25 protein-coding genes, 1 tRNA gene and 1 pseudogene are annotated in these 22919 nt (G+C 58.5%); 17 read left to right on the top strand and 10 right to left on the bottom strand.

Features of this window, described 5'->3' with window-relative positions; translation table 11 throughout:
- Positions 1–233 (top strand): annotated as a pseudogene (locus A7D16_RS01420) (IS5/IS1182 family transposase); the annotation flags it as partial.
- A gap of 76 nt (positions 234–309) precedes the next feature.
- Here A7D16_RS01420 and A7D16_RS01415 read toward each other — a convergent pair.
- From A7D16_RS01415 to rocF, 6 genes are all read right to left on the bottom strand, one after another.
- Positions 310–1254 carry an MBL fold metallo-hydrolase gene (locus A7D16_RS01415; RefSeq protein WP_064629128.1) on the bottom strand — a complete coding sequence of 315 codons (945 nt, stop codon included), beginning with the start codon at positions 1252–1254 and terminating at the stop codon, positions 310–312.
- A 195-nt stretch (positions 1255–1449) separates the two neighbouring features.
- Complete coding sequence (locus A7D16_RS01410; protein ID WP_064629127.1) at positions 1450–2739, bottom strand: tryptophan--tRNA ligase; 1290 nt, start codon at positions 2737–2739, stop codon at positions 1450–1452.
- Between the two features lie 168 nt (positions 2740–2907).
- The gene (locus tag A7D16_RS01405; protein ID WP_016904514.1) at positions 2908–3117 is read right to left on the bottom strand and encodes a CsbD family protein; all 210 of its coding nucleotides are present in this window, start codon (positions 3115–3117) and stop codon (positions 2908–2910) included.
- A gap of 239 nt (positions 3118–3356) precedes the next feature.
- Positions 3357–3491, bottom strand: coding sequence for an entericidin A/B family lipoprotein (locus A7D16_RS01400; protein WP_064629125.1), 135 nt, complete (start codon positions 3489–3491; stop codon positions 3357–3359).
- A gap of 78 nt (positions 3492–3569) precedes the next feature.
- A complete protein-coding gene (locus A7D16_RS01395) occupies positions 3570–3722 on the bottom strand; it encodes an entericidin A/B family lipoprotein (protein WP_064629122.1) in 153 nt (50 codons plus the stop codon).
- A 109-nt stretch (positions 3723–3831) separates the two neighbouring features.
- The gene (gene rocF / locus A7D16_RS01390; RefSeq protein ID WP_064629150.1) at positions 3832–4755 is read right to left on the bottom strand and encodes an arginase; all 924 of its coding nucleotides are present in this window, start codon (positions 4753–4755) and stop codon (positions 3832–3834) included.
- Between the two features lie 337 nt (positions 4756–5092).
- On the opposite strand from rocF, the gene A7D16_RS01385 reads away from it, so the two are divergent.
- The 5 genes from A7D16_RS01385 (at position 5093) to tmk (ending at position 8939) form a co-directional block, all read left to right on the top strand.
- Entirely contained in the window at positions 5093–5545 is a 453-nt protein-coding gene (locus tag A7D16_RS01385) for a roadblock/LC7 domain-containing protein (protein ID WP_064629120.1), read from the top strand.
- Positions 5546–5608: 63 nt separating this feature from the next.
- Positions 5609–5968, top strand: a complete 360-nt coding sequence (locus tag A7D16_RS01380) for a roadblock/LC7 domain-containing protein (protein ID WP_064629118.1) — start codon at positions 5609–5611, stop codon at positions 5966–5968.
- Between the two features lie 97 nt (positions 5969–6065).
- A complete protein-coding gene (locus tag A7D16_RS01375) occupies positions 6066–6983 on the top strand; it encodes a hypothetical protein (protein WP_064629116.1) in 918 nt (305 codons plus the stop codon).
- The gene (locus tag A7D16_RS01370) at positions 6980–7522 is read left to right on the top strand and encodes a GTP-binding protein (RefSeq protein ID WP_064629114.1); all 543 of its coding nucleotides are present in this window, start codon (positions 6980–6982) and stop codon (positions 7520–7522) included. Before A7D16_RS01375 ends, A7D16_RS01370 begins: the two co-directional genes overlap by 4 nt.
- A 733-nt stretch (positions 7523–8255) precedes the next feature.
- Positions 8256–8939 carry a dTMP kinase gene (tmk, locus tag A7D16_RS01365; RefSeq protein WP_064629112.1) on the top strand — a complete coding sequence of 228 codons (684 nt, stop codon included), beginning with the start codon at positions 8256–8258 and terminating at the stop codon, positions 8937–8939.
- Positions 8940–9035: 96 nt separating this feature from the next.
- Here the strand turns inward: tmk and A7D16_RS01360 are convergent, their stop codons facing one another.
- Entirely contained in the window at positions 9036–9959 is a 924-nt protein-coding gene (locus A7D16_RS01360; RefSeq protein ID WP_064629111.1) for an AraC family transcriptional regulator, read from the bottom strand.
- Between the two features lie 30 nt (positions 9960–9989).
- Here A7D16_RS01360 and A7D16_RS01355 point away from each other — a divergent pair, with 30 nt between their 5' ends.
- The 4 genes from A7D16_RS01355 to A7D16_RS01340 all read left to right on the top strand — a co-directional run bounded on the left by A7D16_RS01355 (position 9990) and on the right by A7D16_RS01340 (position 12774).
- Positions 9990–10529, top strand: coding sequence for a YybH family protein (locus tag A7D16_RS01355; protein WP_239686923.1), 540 nt, complete (start codon positions 9990–9992; stop codon positions 10527–10529).
- Positions 10530–10636: 107 nt separating this feature from the next.
- Positions 10637–11026: a nuclear transport factor 2 family protein gene (locus A7D16_RS01350; protein WP_064629106.1), complete on the top strand. Its 390-nt coding sequence runs from the start codon at positions 10637–10639 to the stop codon at positions 11024–11026.
- Positions 11027–11269: 243 nt separating this feature from the next.
- Positions 11270–12529, top strand: a complete 1260-nt coding sequence (locus A7D16_RS01345) for a tyrosine-type recombinase/integrase (protein WP_064629104.1) — start codon at positions 11270–11272, stop codon at positions 12527–12529.
- 169 nt (positions 12530–12698) lie between these two features.
- A tRNA-Thr gene (locus A7D16_RS01340) sits at positions 12699–12774 on the top strand.
- 872 nt (positions 12775–13646) lie between these two features.
- Here the strand turns inward: A7D16_RS01340 and A7D16_RS01330 are convergent.
- Positions 13647–13979 carry a CRISPR-associated protein Cas2 gene (locus A7D16_RS01330; RefSeq protein ID WP_204377165.1) on the bottom strand — a complete coding sequence of 111 codons (333 nt, stop codon included), beginning with the start codon at positions 13977–13979 and terminating at the stop codon, positions 13647–13649.
- Positions 13980–14531: 552 nt separating this feature from the next.
- Between A7D16_RS01330 and A7D16_RS23425 the strand changes: the two genes are divergently transcribed.
- Entirely contained in the window at positions 14532–14678 is a 147-nt protein-coding gene (locus A7D16_RS23425; RefSeq protein WP_161945005.1) for a hypothetical protein, read from the top strand.
- Positions 14671–14820: a hypothetical protein gene (locus A7D16_RS23420; protein WP_161945004.1), complete on the top strand. Its 150-nt coding sequence runs from the start codon at positions 14671–14673 to the stop codon at positions 14818–14820. Before A7D16_RS23425 ends, A7D16_RS23420 begins: the two co-directional genes overlap by 8 nt.
- 179 nt (positions 14821–14999) lie before the next feature.
- On the opposite strand, the gene A7D16_RS21015 is transcribed toward A7D16_RS23420, so the two are convergent.
- The gene (locus A7D16_RS21015; RefSeq protein ID WP_193395423.1) at positions 15000–15518 is read right to left on the bottom strand and encodes a hypothetical protein; all 519 of its coding nucleotides are present in this window, start codon (positions 15516–15518) and stop codon (positions 15000–15002) included.
- Positions 15515–16582 carry an AAA family ATPase gene (locus A7D16_RS01320; RefSeq protein WP_082925685.1) on the bottom strand — a complete coding sequence of 356 codons (1068 nt, stop codon included), beginning with the start codon at positions 16580–16582 and terminating at the stop codon, positions 15515–15517. The genes A7D16_RS21015 and A7D16_RS01320 overlap by 4 nt, the downstream gene beginning before the upstream one ends.
- Before the next feature lie 390 nt (positions 16583–16972).
- On the opposite strand from A7D16_RS01320, the gene A7D16_RS23415 reads away from it, so the two are divergent.
- From A7D16_RS23415 to avs5, 5 genes are all read left to right on the top strand, one after another.
- Positions 16973–17176 carry a hypothetical protein gene (locus A7D16_RS23415; RefSeq protein WP_161945003.1) on the top strand — a complete coding sequence of 68 codons (204 nt, stop codon included), beginning with the start codon at positions 16973–16975 and terminating at the stop codon, positions 17174–17176.
- Positions 17177–17369: 193 nt separating this feature from the next.
- Positions 17370–17786, top strand: a complete 417-nt coding sequence (locus tag A7D16_RS01310) for a very short patch repair endonuclease (protein ID WP_064629096.1) — start codon at positions 17370–17372, stop codon at positions 17784–17786.
- Positions 17758–19050 (top strand): DNA cytosine methyltransferase, encoded by a 1293-nt coding sequence (locus A7D16_RS01305; RefSeq protein ID WP_064629094.1) that lies wholly within the window; start codon positions 17758–17760, stop codon positions 19048–19050. Before A7D16_RS01310 ends, A7D16_RS01305 begins: the two co-directional genes overlap by 29 nt.
- An 8-nt stretch (positions 19051–19058) precedes the next feature.
- Positions 19059–19871, top strand: a complete 813-nt coding sequence (locus tag A7D16_RS01300) for a hypothetical protein (protein ID WP_064629092.1) — start codon at positions 19059–19061, stop codon at positions 19869–19871.
- A gap of 474 nt (positions 19872–20345) precedes the next feature.
- A complete protein-coding gene (avs5, locus tag A7D16_RS01295; protein WP_161945002.1) occupies positions 20346–22667 on the top strand; it encodes an AVAST type 5 anti-phage protein Avs5 in 2322 nt (773 codons plus the stop codon).
- The last annotated feature ends 252 nt before the right edge of the window (positions 22668–22919 follow it).

The raw sequence follows: 22919 nt of genomic DNA, 5'->3' as shown, positions 1-22919 counted from the left end.
CGCGCCAACTAGCGCTTGATCTTGGCTACGTCCCGGTGGTCCCGCCAAAAGCCAATCGGGTCGAGCCCTGGGAGTACGACCGAGAGATGTACAAGCGGCGCAACGAAGTGGAGAGGCTGTTTCGTCGCTTGAAGAGCTACCGCCGGATTTTCTCGCGCTTCGAAAAGCTGGATGTCATGTTCCTCGGATTCTTAAGCTTCATCCTTGTCGTTGATGGACTTCGGATGTGTTAACAGGCCCTAGCTGCACCCAAATGACGCGACAACTTGCTACGACGTTCTACAGACGTTGTTAGCCGCTCAAGCAGCCCTAATTCGCGCGTGTTGCACGATCCAGCCAACATCCCAGCCCTTGCGCGTTGAGCTCAATATCGGTTGCCAGCAGCTGCTCCACCGCCGCGTCGTCCAACCGGCATCCATGCTGGCGTGCGCGCTCCAGATACAACGCGGTCAACGCCGCCACCATGCAGCGATGTCGGTCCGGACGCTGCGCGCAACCCAGTGCAATGTCGGTCATCGCATGAATCTGTTCGCCCAGCGCGCGTGCCAGTGGTGCTGGCGGCGCGACACGGCCGTAATGGGTGAGATACATCGCCTCCGGTGCGGTTTCCATCAGGCGCGCAATCGACTGCAGCATCGCTTCGGGCTCGAACTGCACCGGCGAGGAGGTTGGCAGGATGAAGGCGCCGGCCGCACTGTCCAGCTGCCGATACGACAGACCGAAGGTGTCGCCGGTAAACCAGCTGCGGCTGCGCGCATCCCACACGCACAGATGGTGGCGCGCATGCCCCGGCGTATCGATGGTATGCAGCGCGCGCGCGCCCAGCATCACCGTGTCACCATCGCTCGCCTGCACCACGCGCTCGGCCGGCACCGGCACGATGACGCCGTAACTGCGCGCCATTTCCGCCTCGCCGTATACCGCGGTGGCACCGGCAATCAGCCGCGTGGGATCGATCAGATGCGGTGCACCGCGCGGATGCACCAGTACGCGCGCATTGGGCAGGTGCTGCAACAGGGCACCTGCACCACCGGCGTGGTCCAGATGCACATGGGTCAGGACCAACCACTCCACCTGCGCAGGCGTCAGCCCGGCGGCTTGCACTGCCGCCAGCATATGCGGCACCGACAAGGATGTGCCGCAATCGACAAACGCTCCGCGCTGCGCCTCGACAATCAGATACGCCGCGTCGAACTGCACGCCGCCAAAGCCGGTGTCGATGGTGTGGATGCCGGGATCGGCCAGTGCTGTCATTCCTGCTCCGTGGCGATAAGGACAGCCGCAGTGTAGGCGCAGGTAATGCGCGCGCGGTGTGCGGCTGGTTCCAGGCAACGATGAGTTAACACCGCTGCCTCACGCACAACAAAATCGTCTTGCCGGATCTCGGCACTGCACCTGCGATGCAATCCCCACGCGCAAGGCGGTCGCCGCACCTTGCGCGCGCATCGATCACGCCTCGCGCAACATCCGCATCGCCGCAAGGATCCCATCGGCTTGCACCTGCGCATGCACGCCTGGCAGCTGCAGATCGCTGGCCTGCTCGGCCTGTTTCAACCGTGCGATCAACTGGCCTGCATCGCGCGGCGAAGCGAAGCCATCGCTCTGCAACAGCAATGTGCCCGCGCCGTCGTTCAACTTGAAATAGAACTGGCCATCGCTTTCGCGGTATTGCTTGAACACCGGCAACGCAACCTTCTCGCCGGCATCGCTCGCCGCTGTGCCGGCCTGACTGGACAGATCGCGCAGGCCCACCGCATCGCGCAGCTCGGCCAGCAGCGGCGTGGCATAGCGCGCACGCAGGCGTGCACCACCGGCGCGCAGAATCGCTTCGATCTTGGCCGGCTCTGCCATCAATGCCTCGTAACGCGTCCGTAGCGGCGCGATTTCCTGATCGATCCGCTCGAACAGCTGCTGCTTGGCATCGCCCCAGCCGATGCCGTCGGCAAACGCCTGCGCGAACACGGCAGATTCCTGCGGCGTGGCGAATGCCTGATACAGCTGAAACAACGCCGACCCCTGTGTGTCCTTCGCTTCGCCGGGCGCACGCGAATCGGTGAGGATGGAAAACACCAGCTTGCGCAATTGCTCGCGCGGTGCGAACAGCGGGATCGTGTTGCCGTAGCTCTTGCTCATCTTGCGGCCGTCCAGGCCCGGCAAGGTCGAGACCTGCTCGTCGATCACCGCCTCGGGCAAGGTGAAAAAATCGCGCCCGTAGACATGGTTGAAGCGCTGCGCGAAATCGCGCGCCATCTCGATATGCTGGATCTGATCACGCCCCACCGGCACCTTATGCGCGTTGAAGATCAGGATATCGGCCGCCATCAGCACCGGGTACATGAACAAGCCTGCGGTCACGCCGGCATCGTCGTCTTCGCCATCGGCGCGGTTCTTGTCCACCGCCGCCTTGTAGGCATGCGCGCGATTGAGGATGCCCTTGCCGGCCACGCAGGTCAGCAGCCACATCAACTCGGTGGTTTCGGGCACATCGGACTGCCGGTAGAACCACACCTTGTCCGGGTCCAGGCCGCAGGCCAGCCAACTGGCGGCGATTTCCAGCGTCGAACGCTGCGTGCGTGCCGGGTCCTGCGCCTTGATCAGGCTGTGCAGATCGGCCAGGAAATAGAAGCTCTCGGCATCGGCACCGGCGCTGGCCTGAATGGCCGGGCGGATCGCACCGACGTAATTGCCCAGATGCGGGGTGCCGGAAGTGGTGATGCCGGTAAGGACACGAGTGGTCATCTGCGTAATGCCGGGAAGTCAGCGTGCAAGTTTAACGGTTCCGCGCCTGCCTTCGTCGCATTACGGCCGCAGCCAGGATTGCAGACGCGCAAACGCAGAACGGGCCGCACTGGGCGGCCCGTCGTCTGCAACCTGCCTGCCTCACCCGGCAAACAGCGTGGACAGCACTCAGGTGTCGTCGCGCAGCGACTTTTCGAACGCGCGCACTTCGGTCTGGGCGCGGTCGCGATCCCAGCCGTAACGTTCCTGGAGCTTGCCTTGCAGATATTCCGCATTGCCTTCGGCAACCTTGAAATCGTCATCGGTAAGGTCGCCCCACTTGGCCTGGGCCTTGCCCTTCAACTGGGTCCACTTACCGGAAATGATGTCAGTGTTCATGCGTTGACTCCGCTGATGCGGCCGCGATTGACCGTGCCGCCAGCGTGAGCACTGCTGCGTTTGCGATAGATCAAGATGTGTCAAACCGCCGATCACGGCACTGAACCGTTGCCCACCCATCCACCCTGTTCGCGATGCGTCGATTGCGCCAAATACAGTACGTGGATCGCTTCCCGCCAGCGATCATGCACAAAAAAAACGGGCCTTGCGGCCCGTTTTTTGTTGCATGCGGCGTCACATTACTTACGCGCTGCGTCTTCCACTTTCTCGCCGGCACCCTGCACGTCCTTGCCAGCACCTGCGACGGTGTTGCAGCCCGACAGCATACCGACCGAGAACATCGACAGCACCAGCAGCACAATTGCACGCTTCATAACAAACTCCTTCGTGGGTAAAGCGGCGTGTTGCCGCAGATCAATCACATCAAACACGTGCCATGCGACGGTGACGAATCAGCACTTACCGTCGCTGCATTTATCGGCGGTCTTTTCGACCTTGTCGCCCGCACCCTGCATATCTTTGCCGGCGCCGGCCATGGTGTTGCAGCCAGTCATCATGCCGGCCGAAAACAGGCCCAGCGCCATTAGTGTCAGCAGTCGCTTCATTGCTCTTCCTCGGTCTGCGCCCGGTGCCAACGCACCTCGCTTGGCGCCAAATCTGACTGCGCGGACGTGGACTTGATGTGAACGGCAGCACGCCACGTTCAGCACTGGATCAATCTCGCATCAGCGTGGACTTGCCGAACAGGCTCTCGACCAGATCCACCGCCAGCTCGGCGGTGGCGTTGCGGTTATCCAGCACCGGGTTCAGCTCGACGATATCCAATGACCCCATGCGCCCGGTGTCGGCAATCATCTCCATCACCAGCTGCGCCTCGCGGTAGTTGGGGCCACCGGGCACGGTGGTACCCACGCCCGGGGCGATGCTGGGGTCGAGGAAGTCCACATCGAAACTCACGTGCAGGTGCGTGTCGGCGCTCATGCCCTGCAATGCCGCTTCCATGGTGCGCTTCATGCCGGCTTCGTCGATGTAGCGCATGTCGTAGACATCGATGCGGTGCTGCTTGATCAGGCGCTTCTCTTCCGGATCCACCGAGCGGATGCCGATCTGCCGCACCTGCTCGGGCAACAGCGCCGGCGCGCTGCCGCCCAGATGCGTGAGCGCCTGCGGGCCCAGCCCGCACAGGCACGCCACCGGCATGCCATGCACGTTGCCCGATGGAGTCACTTCGCTGGTGTTGAAGTCCGAATGTGCGTCCAGCCACAGCACCCGCAGCGGGCGACCTTGCTCACGGCAGTACTTGGCCACGGCAGTGATGGAACCGATGCCCAGGCAATGGTCGCCGCCCAGCATGATCGGCATGCGCCCGCCCTGCAGTTCGGCGTAGCTGGCGTCCATCAGCGCCTGGTTCCAGGCCACCACTTCGTCCAGATGCCGGTAACCGGACTGCGGCGCCTGCCACGGATTGCGCGGGCCATCCAGATTGCCCAGATCGCGCACCTCCACGCCACGGCCGATCAAGGCCTCCTGCAAGCCGGCGATGCGCAACGCTTCAGGCCCCATCCGCGCGCCGCGGTGGCCGGCACCGATGTCGGTGGGAACGCCAATCAGGGAAACCGGCAGGTACTGCGTCGCCATGTATTGCTCCAGCATTGATAAAGCCGTGCAGTCTAGTGGCACGCCCGCGCAGTGACGCGCGGCAGCGCAGCACGCCAGGCCGCGCGCAGTGAACATGCGCACGAAACGACATGCCCACACACCAGAGGTTTAGATCTGCCTCGCCGCGCCGCTACAGTGACGTGCCACGGCACTTTGTGGCGCACCGGACTTTGCAGATCCTGCTTGTCTGACCGCCCAGTTAAGCAACTCAGGCTGGCGTGTCTGACTGCCCGGATATGGGTGGTATGGTGCGCCGGCCAGCGCGGCACGCCACACGCATGCATGCGCTCGGGCCATCAAGCAACAGGGGGATTTCATGCCGCATAACGCCGTCAACCAGGTCGTCAAGGCTGCCGTGGGCGAAGTCGCGCGGGCGTCGCATCAGTACGATCTGCAGCGCATCGGGCGCGAGTTTGCGCAGACCATCGAGCGCGAACCGGGCATTCGTCTGTTGATGCTCTCCACCGCCGACGGACGTGCCATTACCGAGCAATCCAGCCTGGATGTGGACGGTCGCCGACTGGCCGCCATGGCCAATTCGTTCCTGACCCTGGGCGAGACCCTGGCGCGCGAATCCAGCCTGAGCGAAGCCGACTACGCCACCATCAGCACGCGTGGCGGGCAGCTGGTGCTGATCCGCATCCGCGCCGACAAACCGCTGACGCTCACCGCCGTGGGCGGCAGCGACATCAATGCCGCTGCGCTGTTGTTCAACGCGCGCGATTGCGCCGGCCGCCTCGCCACCGTGCTGACGGTGCCGCAAGGCTGAGTGTTTGGCACTGTTCGTGCATGCCGCAAGGCATTCATTCCTCACCGTTTGCAAGGACCACTTGTGTCAAAACTCAATCTGGAACAACTGCATTCGCTGGCCGGCTTCGTCGGTGCGGCGCTGGTCGATAGCGACAGCGGCATGGCACTGGGCATGACCGGCGGCGCCGAGCTCAACCTGGAACTGGCGGCGGCCGGCAACACCGAAGTGGTGCGCGCCAAGCGTCGTATCGCCGAACAGCTCGGCTTGAACGACACCATCGAAGACATCCTGATCACGCTTGCGCGCCAGTACCACCTGCTGCGTCCGCTCGAAAGCAATGGCACCCTGTTCCTGTACGTGGTGCTGGACCGCGCCAAGGCCAACCTGGCCATGGCCCGTCACGAGCTCAAGGCGTTCGAAAAGACCCTCGATTTCGGTTGATGCCGACAGCGCGGTGCGACTGCACCGCCCGCTCCAGCCTGCCGGTGCTGACCGGCAGGCATCTCGCTATTCCAATGCGCCGCCACGGCGCCAGCTCATGACCACACCCATTCACGCCATGCGGGTCGCCACGGCCGGCCTGGACCTGCTGCACACCACGCGCCTGAAACTGGCGTGCTCGCTGCTGCTCGCCGAGCGCATCGACGTGCAATTGGGCGAATGGCCGCAGCACGCGGCCGATGTGGTGGTGCTGGGCCTGGAAACCGCCGACGGCCTGGCCGCCTGGCAGGCGCTGCAAGGCCAACCGGTGCGTGTGCTGGTGGTCTCGCGTACGCCGATGGCCGGTGTCTGGATCAAGCACGGCGCCACCGTGCGCGAACTCAACGAACACGTGCGCTTGCTGCTGTCCTCGCCGCACACTACCTCGGTGGCCGAGCCGGCGTTGTTGCTCCGGCATTGCCGGGGCGAATTCGGTACCGGCGCGGTGGTGTTGCAGCACGCGCAATTGCAGGTGCGGGTGGACCCGGCCAATGGCTGCGTGCAATTGCCGGCCGGGCTGGCGCTGGCCGATCTGGTCGCCGCACTGGATCGCCCGGGCTGGCAGGCCCTGCCCGCGCTTGTTACCGCTGCGTTACCGCAACGCATTTCATTCGAAGCACTGTATTTCGCGCTGCCCGAGCAGCTGCGCCCGGCACTGCCGGCGGTGGAGCTCAGCCATGCGCTGCAGCTGCGCCAATGGCCGGAGCTGAGTGCAGAGACCAGCTCGCCGGCGCAGTTGCTCGCCATCGCCCATCTGCATGCGCGCCCGTGGCGCCCGCAGGCGCTGGCCAATGCTTGCAAGCTGCCGCTGCAAACGGTGGAATGCCTGTTCGCTGCTGCACTCGCCAGCGGCCTTGCCCAGACTGCGGAGATTCCCGTGCCTGCAACGCAGCGTCGTCCGGACAGCGGCAACTCGCGGTTCTTCTCCTGGGTCGCACGCCGGTTCGGCCTTTCCCTCTTTCAGGCGCAGTCATGAGTCTTCCAGCCAACAAGCTGGTGTTCGTCGGCGGCATGGGCGCCGGCAAGACCACCGCGGTGCGCGCCATCTCCGATGTGGAGCCGGTCAGCACCGAAATGCCGCTCAGCCAGGACGCCTACGGCGACAAGACCTACACCACCGTCGCGCTGGACTACAGCTCGATCGAGCTGGAAGACGGCGAGCTGTTGCACGTCTACGGCGTGCCCGGGCAGAAATACCTGGATTTCATGTGGCCGCTGGTGTGCGACGGCGCGCTGGGCGTGATCGTGCTGACCAATGCACGCGACCCGCAGATGCTCGCAGCCACCCTGGAGTTATTGCGCGAGTTTTCGCAGATTGCGCCCGAGGCCAGCCTGGCGGTGGGCATCACCATGACCGACGAGGTCGAAGACTTTCTGGTGCCGCCGTTCCGCGACGCCTTGGTGGCCGAAGGCTTCCGCATCCCGGTGATGCGTGTGGATGCGCGCTCGGCTACTCAGATCACCTTCCTGGTGAAGTCGCTGCTGTCGTATCGCTATACCTCGGCAACCAGCTGAGGCGGGCAGCTGATTGTCAGCGCGCGGGGCGCCGGCAGGTGCGGTAGCGACGTTCAAGAAAACAAGGAATCCGGTCACGACGGTGCCTGAGAGGGCGTCACGCGGGGGATGCCGCCTCTAGGGTGGCGGCGACGCGTCCATCTTCCTTGAAGCCAGAAACACGACTCGGTCGTGATACGAACGTGCCGTGTGTCTGACTTGTTCAGTATGGCGCGCAGCGAGAAGCGAAGAAATCGGGACATTCCCGACATCGAACAGGACATACCAGCGATAAGTAATAGGAAATATGCCGTCGCACGCGCCAGACCTTCTGCCTGGCCCGGCCAGTCACTGCAGACACAAGACGGCTGCACGGGCGCCGGCCGTCGCAGGCCGCCCCCCGCCGATAGCAGTGCGTCGGTACTCTGCAACCGTCGCAGACAGTGCGGGCCTCACATACGTGGCGCAGCAGCGCTCTATCGAAGGAATCTTACGCAGGCAGCCGGATGCATCGCCGCCCAGGGATAGCGCAGCGTGCGACAGTCGCCACGCCGTCGCAGCAGGCTGCAGCGAATGTCGCGATCGCGTCCGCAATATGCCCGCCTGTGCGGTGCAATCCGCCGTCGCGCGTTCGCCCACTCGGGTCGGTCACCGGCGGCCGCACTGCAGCGCCCCCAAGACCCGCCCATCAGGATCAGCTTGCCGCAGCGCGGCCGGCTACAGATCCGTTGCCGCGATCAGATAAAGTAGCGTGATGACAATCGAACTGAAGCCCGGCGGTTTGTTGATCGCCATCGAAGGCATCGACGGCGCCGGCAAGACCACTCTCGCCCGCAGCCTGGCAAGCGCACTGGAAGCTGCCGGCGCGCGAGTCGTGCTGAGCAAGGAGCCGACCAACGGCCCCTGGGGCACCCAGTTGCGCCAGTCCGCCGCTACCGGCCGCCTGCGTGCGCATGAAGAAGCCGAGCTGCTGATCCGCGACCGCCACGAACACGTGGACACCCTGATCGCACCCGCGCTGGCGCGCGGCGACATCGTGATCCTGGACCGCTACTTCCCGTCGATGGTGGCCTACCAGGGCGCCGCCGGCCTGCCACTGGACGCCCTGCTGGAGCGCAATGCCTTCGCCCCGCGCCCGCACGTGCTGCTGCTGCTCGACCTGCCGCCGCCCACCGGCCTGGCCCGCATCCGCGCCCGCGGCGACGCGCCCAACCATTTCGAAACCCAGGACAACCTGGAACGCTGCCGCACCATCTTTGCCGGGCTGGAATTGCCGGGCAAACATGTGCTGGATGCCAGCGCCGAGGCCGACAGCGTGCTGCGTCAAGCCCTTACCATCGTCGTGGCGGCACTGGCCCAACGGCTGAGCGGCGACGCCGCCCATTCCGATGCAGACCAGGCCGCCCTGGAACTGCTCTCGGCCGGTCGCCCGGCCTGAGTTGCTGCGCACGCTTACGCGCAGATCACACCAGACTGCGCGAATCGAATGGCGTTAGTGGGCTGCTTTTATGCAGCACAACGCACTCCATCGCCATCACCCCGCAAACCGATACCGCCGCCGAAATTCCGACGGCGTGCACTCTACTTCCCGCCTGAAAAACTTGTTGAAATTGGTCGCTTCATCGAAGCCCAGCTTGTCGGCGATGGCCGCAACCGGCATCGCCGTATGCACCAGCAAGCGCTTGGCCTCCAGATTGATGCGTGCGGCAATGAAGGCCTTTGCGGTGATACCCATTGCCGCGTGCACTGCGCGCGCCAGGCTCTTTTCCGTGCACCCGAGCCGGTCGGCGTAGTCGGCTACCTGATGCCACTGTGCATAGCTGTCGTCGACCAGCTGCTGAAACCGGTGGAAACGTCGCAGCGCCGCAGACACCGCAACGTCCCGCGCCTGGCGACGGCCATGCAGGATGCTCAGGCGCGTCAGCAGCGCATGCAGCTGATGACGCAACAATGCATGGAGGTCCTCTTGCGGCGCCTGCAGCAGCGTGTCCTGGCGCATTTGCGCAATCACATCGTTCAGCCGTTGCAAATCATCGCCACCGAGCAGCACGTGATCAGGCAGTGAGCCCAGATCGAAGGCGAGCTTCAGATCGCCCGGCGTTGTCGCTGCCGGCAGCACGAACTCCTGGCGAAAGATCACGTTCCAACCATCCCAGTGGTCCTCGACGCCATAGCTGTGCGCCTGCCCGGGCCGCACGATCAATAGCGAGCCAGGCGTGCAGGCGATCGCCTTGAAGTCGACCAGCTGGGTACACTCGCCCTGGGTGACGCACAGCAAGGTGTGGAACCCATAGCGGTGCGTCGCCTGCACTTCTTCCCTTGTCGCACGGGTTCGCAAATCGGCAACCGTGAAGATTTCAAGGTCGAGGCGATAGGAATCGGACGGCTGATAGGCCAGATGCGGAATCTGCAATGTCGCCTGCGCCACCGAGGCACGCCTGTGTCCGGGCGTCTTCATGCGTGTGCACCCTTCGAAATATGTCCAAAAATGATCATTACCCGTCCACTCTGGACCGCTCGTGCGGGTCAATCAAGTCCAATAATCACCCCACACCAAACACGCCCCCGCCTTGCCGAGAAAAAGACGATGCGCAGCGACATCGAACAGATTACCCAAACCATTCTGGCCGTGGACAACGGCATCAACGAACGCTGGAACCGCGGCGATGTTGATGGCGCACTGGAGGTCTACAGCGACGATGTGTCGTATTTCGACCCATTGACCGAATTGCGCCTGGACGGGCACGCGGCGGTGGAGGCGTATTTCCGCAAGGTGTTCGAGGGCAAGCTCGCAATCCTGCGCAACGACTACCTCCAGCCGGTGGTAATGGTCAGCGATGGCGGCGACATGGCCGTGCTGCACTACAACTTGCGCAACATCGTGAGCGACGGCCACGGCGGCGAGAAGCCGGGCACGCCCTGGAATTCGACACAGGTCTTCCGCCTCATCGACGGGCGCTGGCGCGTGGTTCATGTCAACTGGTCGATCACGTTACATCCGGGCGCCCTGCAAAGCCTGATGTCCTGACCGATTGCCGCAGATCGCATGACGTTCTCCCACCACAAATCGGCCAGCCGGGCATGCACGCCTGCTGACCTTCCACCTCAACCTTTCAATCAACCAAGGAAAACAGCATGAACACCATCGACATTGCCAAGTCCTACATCACCGCAGTCCAGACTGGCGACTACGCAACGCTGGGCAGCATCATCTCGCCCGATGTGATCTGGCACCAGCCGGGTAACCATCAATTTTCCGGCACACACCACGGCATGGCCGTCGTCGGGCCGATGCTGGGCAAGATGATGGAAGTGTCAAACGGCACCTTCGCCATCAGCCGTGCAGACGACTACATGGCCAGCGGCGACTGGGTGGCCATCACCCTGGAATTTTCAGGCCAGGCCAATGGCGTCACGCTCAAGCAACCGGGCGTGGATCTGCTGCGCATCGAAGACGGCAAGATTGTCGAAGTCCGGCTGTTCTCGGCCGATCAAATCCAGGAAGACGCGTTCTGGGGACGGTGAGCCACGCTGCAGCCTTATTCCAGGCGACATGGACGTTGCCAGGATGCAGGGAAAGACCTGCGTGGTGCCGGCACCCGGCACCATTCAAGACTCTCAATTATTCTCAGATACTCTTCGGGGCGGCGTGTAGAGCTTCTTGCCGCAAGGTCACCCCAGGAAATCGATCTCGATCAGTCTCACCATTTCTTGTTGAATCTACTCACATAGAAGAGTAGATTTGTGAGTAGATCGAAATGGTGACGCATGCTTACCGACACTGCAATCAAGAAGCTCAAAGCTAAGGAATCGATGTATCGGGTGGCAGACCAACACGGACTCTGCCTTGAGCTAGCGCCGACAGGAAGCAAGCTCTGGCGTTACCGCTACAGGTATGCAGGAAAACCCTCAATGCTTAGCTTAGGAAGGTACCCAGAGGTTAGCCTCGCGGATGCCCGAATGAAGGCAGCTGAGTTGCGAGCCACACTCCGTCAGGGCGACAATCCCGCACAAGATCGAAGGATCGCTAAAAGCGCTCAACGGGAAAGCGCTGCTAACACTTTCCAGGCCATTGCGCAAGAATGGCTAAGCAAACAGGTTCAGAAGATGTCTGAAAAGACTCTTTACAAGGCCTGCGTCCAACTGAGCTTGCCCATCCCCACTCAGCGAGGCGGCAAGCGCAAGCTGCAACGCCCTCATCTGCCAGATGCTTTCCGTTCTGCTCCAATCCGTGCCCTTGGCCCGACCGACGTGTTGGCAGTCCTCCGCCCGATAGAGGCCCGCAACGAACTGGATACAGCTCACCGGATAAAGCAGCGTATTGGACAGGTGTTTGGGTATGCGATCGCGACCGGTCGCGCTGAGCGCGACCCCACTAGAGACTTGAGAGGCGCCCTGAGCCCTGTGGTTAGTACGTCGCGCGCAGCGGTGACCAAGCCAGCGGATATTTCTAGACTCATGCGGAAAATTGCAGAGTACGACGGTGCCGATTCCGTTCGGCTTGCACTTCAGTTCTCGGCATTGGTATTTCAGAGGCCTGGCTCGATACGCTTAATGGAGTGGGCCGAGATCGATTGGGATGCTATGGAATGGCGAATTCCGGCGGCCAAGATGAAGATGCGAGAGGAGCACCTTGTACCGTTGTCCACGCAAGCGCTAGCGGTGCTTAGGAAGTCAATGCCTCTCTCAAATGGCGAGGGCTACGTCTTTCCATCGCGTTTTCGCAATCGTCCTATGTCGGACGGGACGATGAACGCTGCTCTGCGCCGTATGGGATTCGATGGCAACACAATGGTGAGCCACGGATTTCGCGCCATGGCCTCTACTAGACTCAATGAGCTGGGCTGGGCGCCAGATGTCATTGAGCGTCAGCTAGCTCATGTAGAGCGCAACAAGGTACGTGCCGCATACAACCGAGCTCAGTACATGGAAGAGCGACGAAAGATGATGCAGGCGTGGGCTGATTACTTAGATCGAGCACAAAGCTTGTCAAACGTCGCAGAGATCCGGCGTGCGATCAGGGGGTAACCCCCGCAGGACTTTAATCTCACCATCAAGCGAGACGACACATATTGTCACTCGGACGCGGGTTGTTGTCGTGACCGGCCGGAGGCTAGGCGCGGCGAGGCTGTAGGCTCGCAAGCGCGTAGACTGAAGTACAAGCCGGACCCGGTTTGAGCAGTAGAGGTACGACATCGCCGCCTTAGCTCAGTCGTTAGAGCAACTGATTTGTAGTCAGTAGGTCGTCCGTCCGATTCGGACAAGCGGCACCAAATTCGGGCGAACCGTCAGTTCTCCCAGATCACCTCATAGCCTAAGTACTCGCTCAAGACGCCTCGGATCATGACGGCTTCTGCTCCAATGGCCATGTATCTGTACCGGCCTTCTTGGACGGTGATCCAACCCATTGAATACGCTTTGTCTTCGGTCAATAGGCGTTGCGTAGCTCTGCTTCCCACCTCAGGCCATACCGAACTATCTGGCGGAGTCTCAAAGTGTTCGCGTTGAGCTTCCGACAAAGTCGGGAGAGGCAAGATCGAGAGGTGGCTGGGAGCACTCAATTGAGGTTCGTTGAGTTCATAGGCCGCATGGCACCGCGCCAACTTCAAAACGACCTGTCGGACTCTGGCCTCATCAGGCAACCACACTAGTAGTGCACCCTCCCCAGACTCCGTCTGGATCTTGGACGTCTCGATCAACTGTCTAAGCTTGCTATTTCGCCGTAAGGCTCTGGCGATCTTCTCGCGTCCGAACAATGCTGGTTCAGTTGTTCCGCAAATGACACATTCAATAAAGCAAGCCAAGTACTCTTCATCGGAGGACCGCTGGTTGTTACATTCGGTGCAACTGGGCAGCGTGGGCCGAGTAGGAGGGTATGGAATGTCTAAGAACACTTTTGAAGGTGCGTGATCCAGCGATTCCGCTGCCCCCCCGCAGTGAACGCAAAACCCTGTCTGCCGAATGTCGCCAAAGTTGGAAAGCTTTTGCATTTTGTCGGTCCGAGGTGAATTTTATCCAAATGGTGCTTCAAGTAAGCCGGAGCTGCTATCCCCGTGGTCAGCGCCCTTCGCACCGATCTTTTTGGACTTCGGCTGCAGCTTGATCGGACGCTGCTCCAAGCCAACGTGGCCCGGGCGACACACTCCTACTTGAACCACTGATCTTTAACGTGATTCGAGACCTCATCACTCAGATTCTGCCAAGCTGCGTTGTTGCTGGTGGCATCGACCACGAAGAGGGAATCGTTGCGGTCCATCGCTTCCCAGACTTTATCGGCAGCCTGAGTAGCCGTGTAGCTAGAATTGACGTACCAGACGGACTTATGGACCTTCGCCCACGAACCTAGGGCCTTGATCGCTTCAATAACCTTCGAATAATCCTGTCCTGGGCTGTATAGGTCGTAAGACACAATCAGATTGTTTGCCATGGGTTTGCTTCTCCCTGCGCGCATCGGCTTGATGCCTTCGAATAAAACCATGAGTGCGTCGCAAATGCTGCGAAAGTTTTTTTCCCTCTGACAATTGATCGGGCAGCGGCGCGACGCCAAGCCCATCAACCGCCAGCCTCCGCGACAGCGGTAGCGCCAGGGAACAAGCTCAGAGAACGATTGCGTTCGTCGCCCACGCTTTCCGATACATTGAACGCATCCGGTCAGCGCATTAGCGCGCAGCCCCCCCCCCCCCCCCCCCCCGCGGCTGGGGGCGCGCTCGTGATAGGCGACAGGAGGACCACGGGCGCCCCGCATTTGCAGCTCGTCGCGCAAAAGCCGTTGTACGACTCCCCGGCGAAATATCCTGGCCCGCGAGCCCTGAGCGCCCCCAAGCGCACCGAGTACCTCCAGCAGCTCCAGTACGCCGATCCTGCCGAGCTCGGCCACATGGCCTAGGTCGCCGTCGGGTACGCGCAAGCGAGCCCAGCCTCGGCGGTGCTGTCCCTGATCGACCGCATGCCATCCAAGAACCGCCCGGTCGGCCCAGTGGAGCTGGCCACCGCGATGCGCATGTGCGACTTCCTCAAGGTCCAGTAGTACGTGAAGCTGGGCGACGCGCGCCTCCGGGGCATCTTAGTCACCATCCACACCTGGAACGCCGGCAAGGCCAACCCCATCAGCTCGATCCCGCTCGCGATACGCGAGCGGGACATCAACCAGGAACTGATCGGGGGCGGCGATGAATAAGCTGGCCCACTACTCGGCGGACCACCCGGTGCCGATCACGCTCGCCGAGCTTGTCTGCGAACTGCTCACGTCCCTGGCCGAACGGGCCGAGGTCGCGTATGTCGCCCGTACTCCGACTACCTCGACGACGCGACGCGCCTAGCTGGGATGCCGTACCGCCGCCCACTGGGCCTGTAAGTGGACCGCGAGACCAGGCGCCGGGCCGACCGGTTGGTGACTCGCAGGCACACGTCGCGTTCCTCCCTGAATGACCGAGCAAACGCGGCCGGGCCAGGGTGCCCGGAAGACATGGTGACTCGGCCGTGTTTCGAGAGGAAGTCTTCAGGGCACCCCCTTTTTTTCATGATCCTTTTGAGGACTACTAACTACTTGGTCATCTGAGGTTGGCGTTTCATCTACATCAGTAGCCAGAGATGCGGGGTCGTCAGGTGACTTACGAAAAGCGTTGCCCTTGTGCGCTCTCGCTACTGACATCTCGACGATCCTCTCGATTACGCGCTCCGGCGTGTTCCATTTCATCACAAGCCGACCATGATCCATTCCATACTCGGCAACGATATCTCGAAGCTGATCTAAGGATAGCTTTTCGAGCGCGCTACGTAGACCCGATTCGCTGTCGCGTGCGAGTTGAACAGGATCGAGCACGGCAGGAGCGCGCCGATTCTTCCCGCGCTTTGCCTCGTTCGCATCCACTTGTTTTGAGCTCTCCGCTGTTGTTAACTTGCGCCTACTTGGTGCCGAGTCCAAGGCGTCGGCAAGTGCAGCCTCGAAGTCAGGGTTGCGCTCCGCCTCCTCGATCACCACACGGATCAAGCGATTGAGTGTGTTCTTAAGACTCACAACTCTCCCTCCAGGTCGCTCCAAATCTCCTTAGCCAACTCGATGAAGGTCGAGGTCAGGCCATTTGGGTCAGAGCCATACTTCTGCCTAAGCGTTCTTTTATGCGCGGTGTACTCCGCTGCTGCCGACGCAGTGTTGGTTTGCTTGATCTTCGTCGCGTACACATCGGGGAAGTTTGCATCAGTCTGGAGTTGCTTCAGTACGGTGTTGTGCACCGTCGAGTTGGCTTGGTACTTGGTGATGACGATACCCAACGGATCAATCTCCTCACCAATTGCCTGTGCGAATTCACCAATGCGGGTCACGATCTGAGGGATACCATAAGTCGAAAGGTGGTCGGGAATAGTCGGAATGATGTAGGCGTCCGACAGGCGTAGACCATTCAGAGTGACGATGCCCAAGTTCGGTGGGCAATCTACAATGACGATGTCGTAGTCATCCAGTCTTGATTTGACAGCTCGCCAAAGAAGTTCGACAGGGTTCACGGCGTAGAACTTTCCCGATGGCGCTGACGCGAGTTGATCCTGCACGTCGATCAAGTCCAGGCTCGACGGCAGTAGGTCGATGGTTCTGGCCTCATGGACATCGCCTACCCGCTTCTGAAGCGTGGCGTCAAGGTCGAACTTCTTTACATCAGGATTCATTGCGTCCTTGAACAACTGCGCGAGCGTGTGTCCTCGGTCGTTCAGCTCAAGCCACTTGTCTTCCCCAAGCAACATGATGGTTGCATTGGTCTGAGGGTCGAGGTCGATGACCAAGACCTTCTTCCGCATCTCTGCTGAGAAGACTTGTGCCAAGGCTACGGACGTAGTCGTCTTCGCCACACCACCCTTCAAGTTGATCGTAGAAATCACATGCGCCATCGGAGTATTCCTCTTGTTTCGCCTCAGCCAAGTTCGAATTTGTGATCGCCGGAAGATCGGGCCGGAACCAAGTTCCGTAACCGGAGCAGGAAAGTCGGCCGCCCGCACCCGCCAATTGGCGACTGCTTGACGCGACACCCCTGCTATCTCGGCGATCTCCCCTATTCCCACCAATTCATCGGTCTGTTCAGTCACACCCATGCCCTGTGAACATCATTCACAGATTCAGTGTACAACGTACACAGCGCTGGTCAAGGGGCGCACGGATCGAGGGAACCGCGACCCAGTGCCTGCGTGACCACAAACGCGTAGGAAACGCTATGAAGCTAGAGCACATGCCTACCAAGGAACTGCTGGACCTGCACAACCGGGTCGCAGAGAAGCCGGCGGTTCCTAAGACGTTTGCGACCCGAGGCAAGCTCGTAGCGCGGATGGAGCAGGTCGCGGCCGAACAGGAACATCGACCTCACTTCGCTCGGGCAGCCGAGAAATCCAAGGCGACCGCGCAGCGCGCAGAACCGAAGGCCGACGTCGTCGAGGCGGCCGAAGGGGCGAGAGAAAGCCTCATGGCAAGGGCATCGGCGCGCTCGCATGCGCGAGATCCCGATAGACCCCGCGAGCTTCCCGTACGCACTGGTGGCCGAGATGGTCAACGCGCAGATCGAGGGTGCGACGGCGACAGCCAAGTCGGTGCGCTGGTATGCGAACGACATGCGTCGACTTGCCCAATTCGGGCCGGGGCACCCTCTCGACGAGGGACTGGGTAATCTTCGACTTTATGCTGGCTCCGGGTGACGGGCCACGACTGGGACACGGTTTCGCGCCACAAGGTGCCGTGTTCAGACGCGCCGTTTATGCTCCTGAAGCCTCATTAGGTCGCAGCTTTTCCTCGGTGTAAGCGGCCCCGGAACATCCGATTTCAAATCATGGCAAGCTATCCGCGTTCCGACTTGTCATCATCAATGTAGTTGCAGATAGGCATAGCTGAATGGACCGTCTGACACCCGAGCGGCGCAGCTGGCTCATGAGTCGCGTGAAATCGAAGGACACAAAGCCCGAGCTGTTGGTTCGCCACCTTGTCTTTGGCATGGGCTACCGCTATCGGCTACACGGTAAAAGCCTGCCTGGCAAGCCCGATTTAGTCTTTCCGTCGCGCCACAAGGCCATCTTTGTACATGGATGCTTCTGGCATGGCCATGAAGGCTGTAGGCTCTCAAGAACTCCTAAAACGAACGCCGAGTTCTGGCTCGCAAAGCTTGTCGCAAACCGTGAGCGGGACGCGCGTATCATCACCGAACTCGACGCCCTCGGCTGGACCAGCCTTACGGTCTGGCAGTGTCAGCTGAGAGATCCCGAAGCCATATCAGTCAAGATCCATGAGTACCTCGAAAGCGAAAACAAGTAAGCGACCCATCGTCATAGACCTATTCGCAGGCGTAGGTGGCCTATCACTCGGCTTCGAGCAAGCGGGCTTTGACGTTGCTGCCGCCGTTGAAATCGATCCGATTCATTGCGCCGCGCACGAGTACAACTTCCCCTATTCGACGGCGATCTGTGCGAGCGTCGCCGACCTAAGCGGCACCGAAATTCGCGCTCGAGCCGGCATCGGCGAGAGAGATGTAGACGTCGTCGTCGGCGGAGCCCCCTGCCAAGGCTTCTCTATGATCGGCAAGCGTGCGCTGGACGATCCAAGAAACAGACTCGTCTTCCACTACGTGCGGCTAATTTCGGAGCTCCGTCCGAAGTATTTCGTTTTCGAGAATGTGAAGGGACTGACACTAGGCCAGCACCGTCGATTTCTTGTGGAAATCATCGATGCGCTGAAGGCTGCGGGCTATAGGGTCGAAGAGAACTATCGGGTGCTCAACGCGGCCGATTACGGTGTCCCCCAAGACAGACGGCGTCTATTCCTCTTCGGAGCTCGTGCAGGCCTCCAGATGCCTTCCTATCCCGAGCCGACACATAGGACAACCGTAGGCGAAGCGATCAGCGATCTTCCAAACGCTGACAAGTACAAGACTCTGCTCAATACGGACTCGGTCAAAGCCAAATATTCGACCGAGTCCGGCTATGCGCGCCTGCTCCGTGGCCTTGAAGTAGACCAGAGCGACTTTTCTTACCCGCGGAAATTTGACCGAGACCTTCTAACAGCTAGTGCCAGGACCGGCCATACCGACTTATCGCGCGAGCGATTTGCAGCAACCGAGTGCGGTAAGACTGAGCCTATCAGCCGTTTCTTCAAACTCCCGCCGAATGGGGTTTGCAACACGCTACGAGCAGGGACGGACAGCGCGCGCGGAGCCTTCACGTCTCCGCGTCCGATTCATCCAGTGCACCCTCGCGTGATCACTGTTCGAGAGGCTGCCCGCCTTCACTCATATCCTGATTGGTTCAGATTTCATGTTACCAAATGGCACGGATTTCGACAGATCGGCAACTCGGTGCCGCCACACCTGGGACGTGCCGTGGGCTCAGCAATCGTCAAAGCCCTGAAGCACAATCCAGAGAAGCCGGTAAAACAGATCGAGACCGGCCACGAATCGCTGCTTAATTTCGATATGTCTGAGGCAGCCGCCCATTTCCAAGTCGCGAGGACCGTAATTGCACAACGCACGCGTAAGGAATCTCTGGCTAACGCTACCGCCGTACCTAGCGAACTTCGGCCGTAGGAGCTTTCATGTCTGACAAGATCGAAGGAAGGGAAATCTCGCGCAAGCCGAACAGATATACTCGGATCATCGAATATATTTTCACTTCTCGCTGGAAGCGTGGAATGAAAGAGTTGACATTCGAACGAAACGAGATCGAGGCTGTTGCCAAGAAGCTTGAAATCAAGCTGCCAAAGAACTTGGGCGACGTCCTCTATTCATTTAGATTTCGCAATGCGCTTCCTATCGCAGTTAGCGAAACAGCTGAATCGGGAAAAGAATGGATTATTGAGATGAAGGGCCGCGGATTGTACGCATTCCGCCAAGTGCCTCTCAGCCGAATTCGCCCCAATCCCGATTTTGAAGCGATCAAAATTCCCGATTCTACGCCTGAAATCATACGTCAATATGCCCAGACGGACGAGCAGGCCCTACTAGCCATCGTCCGATACAACCGCCTGATAGATATCTTTCTCGGGTTGACGACGTACTCACTGCAAAACCACCTACGCACCACGGTCTCAGGACGAGGCCAAATCGAAATCGACGAACTCTACGTGGGTATCGACAAGGAGGGTCGTCATCACGTAATGCCTGTACAGGCTAAAGGCGGAAACGATCAAATTAGCGTCGTCCAGACAACTCAGGACGTGGAATTCTGTGCGGCAAAATACTCGGAACTTGCTTGCCTCCCGATATCTGTCCAATTCATGGACGATGATCGAATTGCGATGTTCCTCTTGAAGGTTGAAGACTCGACAATCAAGATTCGTGAAGAGCGGCATTACCAACTTGTACCAGCGAAAGAAATCGACTCAAAAGACTGGCGGCCATTTATCTGAATTGCTAGACATGCTTTTGTAGCCATGCTCTACGAGTGTCTATCGAATCCAAGCGCTCATCGAACTAAAATCTTCAAATGCGCACTACAAGAGTGGGCTCAGTCTTGGTCACAGCACTGAGCGCTTTCCGCATCACCTGACAGGGTCGGGGCCGCGCACCTCGCCTTTCTGTTTGGCAATGCCAACTTGATTTGGGAACTAAGTCGGCACCCGTTTCGTCAAGTAGGCACTAACTCGACCGCCCTAACGTCCCGCCCTACCCAGTGGAAAGATCCTTTAGAGCAATTACCGCTGAAGCTGGCTACGACTAACCGTAGCCAGCTTTTACTAGTTAAGTGAAAGCAAGCTTTAGCGCGCTACCTGAGGCATCGACCGCGAGATGACTGCTCAAGTTGAGCTCTCGCCCTAGACCGCCCTCCTGTAAACGCCTTCGCCCACTGCTAAGATGCAAGTCACGTCATGGAGTTTTCACATATGGAACAGCAGCACTTTAAGGAACCAGCAGCATCCGCGGAAATTCGACGCATTTACGAAAGCGGAAGGTTATTGCCGTTTTTTGGGAGCGGATTTACAAAGGACGAGAAGGCGAGGAAAGGCCGCGTGCCCAGTGCAGCCTCTATGACTAAGCACATAACCACTATGGCCAGTGAGCGCTGCAAGGATCCTCAAATAGCGCAGCAAATGCGAAATATCACGGATCTAAAAGTCGCTTTTAATTTGCTTTTCAAGAATGAGTATATTGATTCCGCAAGCGCAAGAACATATTTAAGCAATACTTTTTCCGACGTCAAACTAAATGGAGCCTATAAAAGTGATCTCCTCAAATTGACATGGCCTCACATCTTCACTTTCAATATAGACGACGCCATTGAGCCTGTCGCCAGCAAATACAAAAAGCTCTTGCCAAATAAAGAAGTGGCGAAAGAGTACATCTCCTCAAATAGATGCCTTTTCAAGATTCATGGCGATGTAGAAGAACTGTGTGCATATACAACAGGCAACACGGTATTCACTTGGGCGCAGTACGTCAACAGTATCGATACAAATTACAGCATGCTCTCTTTTATACAAGAGCAAGCAATAGACTCCTCCTTTATTTTTATAGGATGCTCGCTCGATAACGAGTTGGATCTAATGAGTCTTGCTCAGAAAGTGCCGTTTAGCAAATCTATATTTTTGAAAAAAGGAAAGGTCGATTTCGAGGAAGGTCTTAAGCTAAGCTCGTATGGCATTGATCGAGTCATATACTTCGACCAGTACGATGAAATTCCGCGATGGCTCGTGTCGGTTCTCAAGGACGCTAAAATCGTCACTCCTGAGCGCGAACTAACCGTCGAAGACATGCCGGATATCACGGCAGCGGAAGCAATGCATTTGATTGCGAACGGCGGTCCACTGATGAAGTCGGATGAGCTTTCGCGAATAGCGCTGTGCCCTGCAATTTTTCCACGACGTCAAGAAGTAGACTCGATTACAAAGAGCATTCGTTCGTCCCAGCTTTTGCTAGTCGTGGGTCGCCGATTTAGCGGAAAAACGACGCTGCTACTACAAACAATCGAAGCTATCCATGACTATAGCACATCATTTTTTTCTACTAGCGATTCCTTTAGTCCTGAGATTTTGAGTATTCTCGCAAGTAGAAGAAACCACGCATTCTTCTTCGATTCAAATTTTCTCGACTCGCAGGCCTTGGATGCGATCCTTTCCGCTAAAACGGACCCGTCCAATAAAATCATTCTGTGTGCCAGCCAAGGTGACGCAGATCTTTTTAGGTTCAGAATTGGCAGCAGATCTATCCAATTCGTTGAGATTGCGATACCGAACAAATTGACTGAAGATGAGACTGAAAATTTTAATAAGTCTCTAAATTCCCTTGGGCTCGCAAATTACTCCACAAAAAACAATTTACTGAACTTTGCGTATCACTATTTTAGTAATTACAAAAGCCAGCTTCCACCTAACGCGCTATTCGAAAGAGCGTACAACAGCGACGAGCTAAAAGTGCTCATCCTCATAGCAGCATTTGGAAAAGCGGAAAGAATACTTATTAAAGCAATCTTACCAAACTTTGCTATCAATGAATTCATTCTCAGCAATGATCGACTTTTAGAACATATTTCGAGTAAATCAAACTCATCCATCGGAGCGGTTATATGCAACTCAACTTCTTGGCTTGTACGCGTCGTAAAGGACGAGTTTAAGCGAGATCGCATTTCTGCAATTATCGCTGAGATAATCGTTGCTCTTGCGAAGGATGGCTTCCGCACTACCGCAAACAATCTAATAAGCTTTGACAAGCTTAACGAACTTGCCGGAGGCAGCGTCAACACATTTATTCGGGAGGTGTATGAATTAATTCAGCAACCCTTCGAAGAAGACGGCCACTATTGGATACAGCGCGCCAAAAGTCAACTTATCTCTGGCCGGTCCGAGACTGACTTTTTAGACGGTAAGCAATGGGCCGGAAAGGTCAGAGCCGAAAATAGTGATGTTAAAAACACAACGTACTACAGTGCGACATTTGTGCGCGCACAGCTTCATGCTAGATCATATCGCATCTCCTCGTCGATCAATGACCTTAGATCCTTTTTTGAAGATATGTACGAATCGACTAGAAATTATTCAAACAACAAGGTTCACATTGATCGAATGCTTCGCAGCGTCAAGCCAGATATTGCTCACGCCGTTTCCGCGCTGGGTGCAACTAACGATCCTTTTTTTCTTCCCCGGAAGAATGAGGTCGCCGAGCTTGTTGGGTTGTTCAATACATCCCAAGCCTCTCGGCGTAGACCCTAATAAGTCCATTTTTGGCTAGCTTAACGTCATGCTGCTGCACCATGCAGTCACGTTTAGACGTCGAATCCATTTCACGCCAGGTAGGCGCCATGCCTAGTGCCTTCGCTGACACCTGCTGTAACTGAACGGGCTAGTCTGGGACCAGCCCGATTAGATTGTACGGGCATTTTGGCGCCTGCTCAAAGTAACGCATCCGCCAGACACCTCTGCACCGTTTCCGGTTGTCGTTGTTGAGTTAGCCCAGCAAGACGC

It is taken from the genome of Xanthomonas nasturtii, from assembly GCF_001660815.1.
GTDB lineage: Bacteria > Pseudomonadota > Gammaproteobacteria > Xanthomonadales > Xanthomonadaceae > Xanthomonas > Xanthomonas nasturtii.
The sequence above is the reverse complement of the archived record's forward strand: the minus strand, read 5'-3'. Positions and strand labels throughout refer to the sequence as shown.

Bases quoted from the DNA above. Each gene is read 5' to 3' on its own strand.
- A7D16_RS01300 (WP_064629092.1), top strand. From the start codon at position 19,059: ATGTCTGACAAGATCGAAGGAAGGGAAATCTCGCGCAAGCCGAACAGA.
- A7D16_RS23415 (WP_161945003.1), top strand. From the start codon at position 16,973: ATGCGCGAGATCCCGATAGACCCCGCGAGCTTCCCGTACGCACTGGTG.
- A7D16_RS01310 (WP_064629096.1), top strand. From the start codon at position 17,370: ATGGACCGTCTGACACCCGAGCGGCGCAGCTGGCTCATGAGTCGCGTG.
- A7D16_RS01375 (WP_064629116.1), top strand. From the start codon at position 6,066: ATGACCACACCCATTCACGCCATGCGGGTCGCCACGGCCGGCCTGGAC.
- tmk (WP_064629112.1), top strand. From the start codon at position 8,256: ATGACAATCGAACTGAAGCCCGGCGGTTTGTTGATCGCCATCGAAGGC.
- A7D16_RS01395 (WP_064629122.1), bottom strand. From the start codon at position 3,722: ATGAAGCGACTGCTGACACTAATGGCGCTGGGCCTGTTTTCGGCCGGC.
- avs5 (WP_161945002.1), top strand. From the start codon at position 20,346: ATGGAACAGCAGCACTTTAAGGAACCAGCAGCATCCGCGGAAATTCGA.
- A7D16_RS01360 (WP_064629111.1), bottom strand. From the start codon at position 9,959: ATGAAGACGCCCGGACACAGGCGTGCCTCGGTGGCGCAGGCGACATTG.
- A7D16_RS01385 (WP_064629120.1), top strand. From the start codon at position 5,093: ATGCCGCATAACGCCGTCAACCAGGTCGTCAAGGCTGCCGTGGGCGAA.
- rocF (WP_064629150.1), bottom strand. From the start codon at position 4,755: ATGGCGACGCAGTACCTGCCGGTTTCCCTGATTGGCGTTCCCACCGAC.
- A7D16_RS01320 (WP_082925685.1), bottom strand. From the start codon at position 16,582: ATGGGTGTGACTGAACAGACCGATGAATTGGTGGGAATAGGGGAGATC.
- A7D16_RS01415 (WP_064629128.1), bottom strand. From the start codon at position 1,254: ATGACAGCACTGGCCGATCCCGGCATCCACACCATCGACACCGGCTTT.
- A7D16_RS01345 (WP_064629104.1), top strand. From the start codon at position 11,270: ATGCTTACCGACACTGCAATCAAGAAGCTCAAAGCTAAGGAATCGATG.
- A7D16_RS01410 (WP_064629127.1), bottom strand. From the start codon at position 2,739: ATGACCACTCGTGTCCTTACCGGCATCACCACTTCCGGCACCCCGCAT.
- A7D16_RS23420 (WP_161945004.1), top strand. From the start codon at position 14,671: ATGAATAAGCTGGCCCACTACTCGGCGGACCACCCGGTGCCGATCACG.
- A7D16_RS01350 (WP_064629106.1), top strand. From the start codon at position 10,637: ATGAACACCATCGACATTGCCAAGTCCTACATCACCGCAGTCCAGACT.
- A7D16_RS01405 (WP_016904514.1), bottom strand. From the start codon at position 3,117: ATGAACACTGACATCATTTCCGGTAAGTGGACCCAGTTGAAGGGCAAG.
- A7D16_RS01400 (WP_064629125.1), bottom strand. From the start codon at position 3,491: ATGAAGCGTGCAATTGTGCTGCTGGTGCTGTCGATGTTCTCGGTCGGT.
- A7D16_RS01355 (WP_239686923.1), top strand. From the start codon at position 9,990: ATGATCATTACCCGTCCACTCTGGACCGCTCGTGCGGGTCAATCAAGT.
- A7D16_RS01305 (WP_064629094.1), top strand. From the start codon at position 17,758: ATGAGTACCTCGAAAGCGAAAACAAGTAAGCGACCCATCGTCATAGAC.
- A7D16_RS01370 (WP_064629114.1), top strand. From the start codon at position 6,980: ATGAGTCTTCCAGCCAACAAGCTGGTGTTCGTCGGCGGCATGGGCGCC.
- A7D16_RS01330 (WP_204377165.1), bottom strand. From the start codon at position 13,979: ATGGTTTTATTCGAAGGCATCAAGCCGATGCGCGCAGGGAGAAGCAAA.